Raw genomic sequence first — 5,229 nt, 5'->3', positions numbered from 1 at the left:
TTTTAAGTTAGAAAGTCGCTCCCCGCCCCGAAGGGCGGAGACCATGCGCATAAGCTTACGGGTTATTAGTACTGCTCGGCTATGACATTACTGCCTTTACACCTGCAGCCTATCGACGTGGTCATCTCCCACGACCCTTAAAAGAAATCTCATCTTGTGGTGGGTTTCGCGCTTATATGCTTTCAGCGCTTATCCCTTCCCGACGTAGCTACTCTGCGGTGCCCCTGGCGGGACAACAGATACACCAGCGGTCGGTCCAATTCGGTCCTCTCGTACTAGAATCAGATCCACTCAAATTTCTAACGCCCGCAGTAGATAGAGACCGAACTGTCTCACGACGTTCTGAACCCAGCTCGCGTGCCACTTTAATGGGCGAACAGCCCAACCCTTGGGACCTTCTCCAGCCCCAGGATGTGACGAGCCGACATCGAGGTGCCAAACCCCCCCGTCGATATGAGCTCTTGGGGGAGATCAGCCTGTTATCCCCGGCGTACCTTTTATCCTTTGAGCGATGGCCCTTCCATGCGGAACCACCGGATCACTATGCTCTACTTTCGTACCTGATCGACCTGTGTGTCTCTCAGTCAAGCTCCCTTATGCCATTGCACTCTGCGCACGGTTACCAAGCGTGCTGAGGGAACCTTTAGAAGCCTCCGTTACTCTTTTGGAGGCGACCACCCCAGTCAAACTACCCACCAAGCAATGTCCCCCGCACAGCGGGGTTAGGCTTCAGACAAGCAAAGGGTGGTATTTCAACAATGACTAACCTACGCCTGGCGACGCAGGATCGAAGTCTCCCACCTATCCTACACATCACTTGTCCAAAGTCAATACTAAGCTATAGTAAAGGTGCACAGGGTCTTTTCGTCCCACTGCGGGTAATCGGCATCTTCACCGATACTACAATTTCACCGAGCTCATGGCTGAGACAGTGTCCAGATCGTTACACCATTCGTGCAGGTCGGAACTTACCCGACAAGGAATTTCGCTACCTTAGGACCGTTATAGTTACGGCCGCCGTTTACTGGGGCTTCAATTCAATGCTTCTCCGAAGATAACATCTCCTCTTAACCTTCCAGCACCGGGCAGGTGTCAGGCCCTATACCTCATCTTACGATTTTGCAGAGCCCTGTGTTTTTGATAAACAGTCGCCTGGACCTCTTCACTGCGGCCAGCCTTCGCTGGCGACCTTTCTCCCGAAGTTACAGGTCTATTTTGCCTAATTCCTTAGCCATGAATCTCTCGAGCACCTTAGGATTCTCTCCTCGACTACCTGTGTCGGTTTACGGTACGGGTTCTCATAATCTGAAGTTTAGAGGTTTTTCTTGGAAGCCCTTAGGTACGCTATCACTTTGTCCGAAGACTCCGTGTACTGTCGCATTTCGCCAGTGCCTGCGGATTTGCCTGCAGGCCCTATAGCTAGGTGCTTTAACGAACTATTCCGTCAGTTCGCGGTACTTTCATCACTCCGTCGCCCCATCACAATTATGAGAAGTACGGGAATATTAACCCGTTGGCCATCGACTGTCCCTTTCGGGTTCGCCTTAGGACCCGACTAACCCTCAGCTGATTAGCATAGCTGAGGAAACCTTAGTCTTTCGGTGTGCGGGTTTCTCGCCCGCATTATCGTTACTTATGCCTACATTTTCTTTTCTGGAACCTCCAGCATGCCTCACGGCACACCTTCGCTGGCGCCAGAATGCTCCCCTACCACTTGTAATAAATTACAAATCCATGGCTTCGGTAATATGCTTATGCCCGATTATTATCCATGCTCGTCCGCTCGACTAGTGAGCTGTTACGCACTCTTTAAATGAATGGCTGCTTCCAAGCCAACATCCTAGCTGTCTGGGCAGACAAACCTCGTTCTTTCAACTTAGCATATATTTGGGGACCTTAGCCGATGGTCTGGGTTCTTTCCCTCTCGGACTTGGACCTTAGCACCCAAGCCCTCACTGCTGGCAAACATTATACAGCATTCGGAGTTTGTCAGGAATTGGTAGGCGGTGAAGCCCCCGCATCCAATCAGTAGCTCTACCTCTGTATAACTTTACGGCCAGCGCTGCACCTAAATGCATTTCGGGGAGTACGAGCTATTTCCGAGTTTGATTGGCCTTTCACCCCTACCCACAGGTCATCCGAAGTCTTTTCAACGACAACCGGTTCGGACCTCCACTGTGTGTTACCACAGCTTCATCCTGCCCATGGGTAGATCACACGGTTTCGCGTCTAACACTGCCGACTATGGCGCCCTATTCAGACTCGCTTTCGCTACGGATCCGTGGCTGAACCACTTATCCTTGCCGGCAACGTTAACTCGTAGGCTCATTATGCAAAAGGCACGCCGTCACCCCACGAAAGGGCTCCGACCGCTTGTAGGCGTATGGTTTCAGGATCTGTTTCACTCCGTTATTCACGGTTCTTTTCACCTTTCCCTCACGGTACTGGTTCACTATCGGTCTCTCAGGAGTATTTAGCCTTGGCGGATGGTCCCGCCGGATTCAGACAGGGTTTCACGTGCCCCGCCCTACTCAGGATACCGCTATCCCTTACGCTCATTACTTGTACCGGGCTGTCACCGTCTACGGCCCAACTTTCCAGATGGTTCCAATTCTTTGCGCAGGAAATCGCGCGGTCCTACAACCCCGGAAATGCCGCAACATCTCCGGTTTGGGCTAATCCGCTTTCGCTCGCCACTACTCACGGAATCACTTTTGTTTTCTTCTCCTCCGCCTACTTAGATGTTTCAGTTCAGCGGGTTCGCCCCCTATCGGGTAATGTGCCTTCAGCACACTGGGTTGCCCCATTCGGATACCTGCGGATCAAACGGTGTGTGCCCGTCCCCGCAGCTTTTCGCAGCTTATCACGTCCTTCTTCGCCTCTGAGAGCCTAGGCATCCCCCATACGCCCTTATTTTGCTTATTGCGCTTTCGGTACATATAAATATGCACCATGCTTTCTACTTTTTAAATGTTTTCTTATCCCAATATGTCAATGAACTTTTTTCCCTAACGGAAATGTGGAGAATATCGGAGTCGAACCGATGACCTCCTGCGTGCAAGGCAGGCGCTCTAGCCAGCTGAGCTAATCCCCCGTTCCTATAGTTGCCAGTCACAACTTTACGGCTAGCCAACCCCTAGAATTTCCTTCAAAGCCCTAAAAAGTAGTCCCGGGCAGACTCGAACTGCCGACCCCTACATTATCAGTGTAGTACTCTAACCAGCTGAGCTACGAGACTCTGTTTTTTGTGCTTTTTCTTGTTTTTTTGAACCAACAGCGAGAGCGAGGCGGGCTTGGAGCCCTGTGCGCCGAAACGGCTTTTCTCTAGAAAGGAGGTGTTCCAGCCGCACCTTCCGGTACGGCTACCTTGTTACGACTTAGCCCCAGTTACCGGTTTTACCCTAGGCAGCTCCTTGCGGTCACCGACTTCAGGCACCCCCAGCTTCCATGGCTTGACGGGCGGTGTGTACAAGGCCCGGGAACGTATTCACCGGATCATGGCTGATATCCGATTACTAGCGATTCCAGCTTCACGGAGTCGAGTTGCAGACTCCGATCCGAACTGTGACCGGTTTTGTAGATTCGCTCCCCCTCGCGGGGTGGCTGCTCTCTGTACCGGCCATTGTAGCACGTGTGTAGCCCAGGGCGTAAGGGCCGTGATGATTTGACGTCATCCCCACCTTCCTCGCAGTTTGCACTGGCAGTCTCGCTAGAGTTCCCGACATTACTCGCTGGCAACTAGCGACAGGGGTTGCGCTCGTTATAGGACTTAACCTGACACCTCACGGCACGAGCTGACGACAACCATGCAGCACCTTGTAAGCCGTCCGAAGAAAAGCCCGTTTCCGGGCCTGTCGGCCTACATTTAAGCCCTGGTAAGGTTCCTCGCGTATCATCGAATTAAACCACATGCTCCACCGCTTGTGCGGGCCCCCGTCAATTCCTTTGAGTTTCAAACTTGCGTTCGTACTCCCCAGGTGGGATACTTATCACTTTCGCTTAGCCACCCAGCTTGCGCCGGACAGCTAGTATCCATCGTTTACGGCGTGGACTACCAGGGTATCTAATCCTGTTCGCTCCCCACGCTTTCGTCCATCAGCGTCAATACGCCGGTAGTAACCTGCCTTCGCAATCGGTATTCCATGTAATATCTAAGCATTTCACCGCTACACTACATATTCTAGTTACTTCCCGGCAATTCAAGCCCTGCAGTATCAACGGCAGTTTCCCGGTTGAGCCGGGAGATTTCACCGCTGACTTACAGGGCCGCCTACGGACCCTTTAAACCCAATGATTCCGGATAACGCTCGGATCCTCCGTATTACCGCGGCTGCTGGCACGGAGTTAGCCGATCCTTATTCTTACGGTACCGTCAAGCCCCTACACGTAGGAGTGTTTCTTCCCGTACAAAAGCAGTTTACAATCCATAGGACCGTCATCCTGCACGCGGCATGGCTGGTTCAGTCTTGCGACCATTGACCAATATTCCTCACTGCTGCCTCCCGTAGGAGTCTGGTCCGTGTCTCAGTACCAGTGTGGGGGATCTCCCTCTCAGGACCCCTACCCATCATAGCCTTGGTAAGCCGTTACCTTACCAACTAGCTAATGGGACGCATGCCCATCTTCCACCGTTGTTACTTTAACAGCAAGACGATGCCGTCTCGCTGTGCCATGGGGCATTAATCCAAATTTCTCTGGGCTATTCCCCTGTGGAAGGCAGGTTGCATACGCGTTACGCACCCGTGCGCCGGTCTCAAGGATGCAAGCACCCTCTACCCCTCGACTTGCATGTGTTAGGCCTGCCGCTAGCGTTCATCCTGAGCCAGGATCAAACTCTTCATCGTATATTTTAATATTATAAGACGTTTTCGGCCTGTGCGCAGATCTCACCGATCCGCCTTGCTCTCTAATTCTTAATTTGCTGTCAATCCAATATGTCTATGAACGTGTTCTTCTTGTTTCGTGTCGCCCCTCGCGGAGCGGCTGCAAAGGTAACACTCTTTTCGAGTCCTGCAAGCTTTTTTTGAAAAAAAATTTTCTTTCCTTTTTTAAGCCCTTACCGTTTTTGCGGACGGCAAAGATATGACCCTTTTCCGTTTCACGCAAGCTTTTCGGAAATTTTTTTTCCTGAAAGCCGGTATCGCATTTCCCCTATGAACGTTGCCCTGATTGCGGGTGCAAAAGTAAAAACCTTTTTTGAAACTCGCAAATTTATTTTTGGAAAATTTT

2 tRNA genes and 2 rRNA genes are annotated in these 5,229 nt (G+C 51.6%); all 4 read right to left on the bottom strand.

Annotated features, from left to right (window positions below):
- Positions 1-45 precede the first annotated feature (45 nt).
- Positions 46-2,926, bottom strand: a 23S ribosomal RNA gene (locus tag ASG38_RS04110).
- 94 nt (positions 2,927-3,020) lie between these two features.
- Positions 3,021-3,094: transfer RNA gene (locus tag ASG38_RS04105), tRNA-Ala, on the bottom strand.
- 70 nt (positions 3,095-3,164) lie between these two features.
- Positions 3,165-3,238, bottom strand: a tRNA-Ile gene (locus tag ASG38_RS04100).
- A 90-nt stretch (positions 3,239-3,328) separates the two neighbouring features.
- Positions 3,329-4,844 (bottom strand): 16S ribosomal RNA (locus ASG38_RS04095).
- The 16S and 23S rRNA genes sit together here with 2 tRNA genes alongside, the layout of an rRNA operon.
- Between the last annotated feature and the right edge of the window lie 385 nt (positions 4,845-5,229).

The organism is Flavobacterium sp. Leaf359, assembly GCF_001423985.1.
Classification (GTDB): Bacteria; Bacteroidota; Bacteroidia; order Flavobacteriales; family Flavobacteriaceae; genus Flavobacterium; species Flavobacterium lindanitolerans.
The sequence above is the reverse complement of the archived record's forward strand: the minus strand, read 5'-3'. Positions and strand labels throughout refer to the sequence as shown.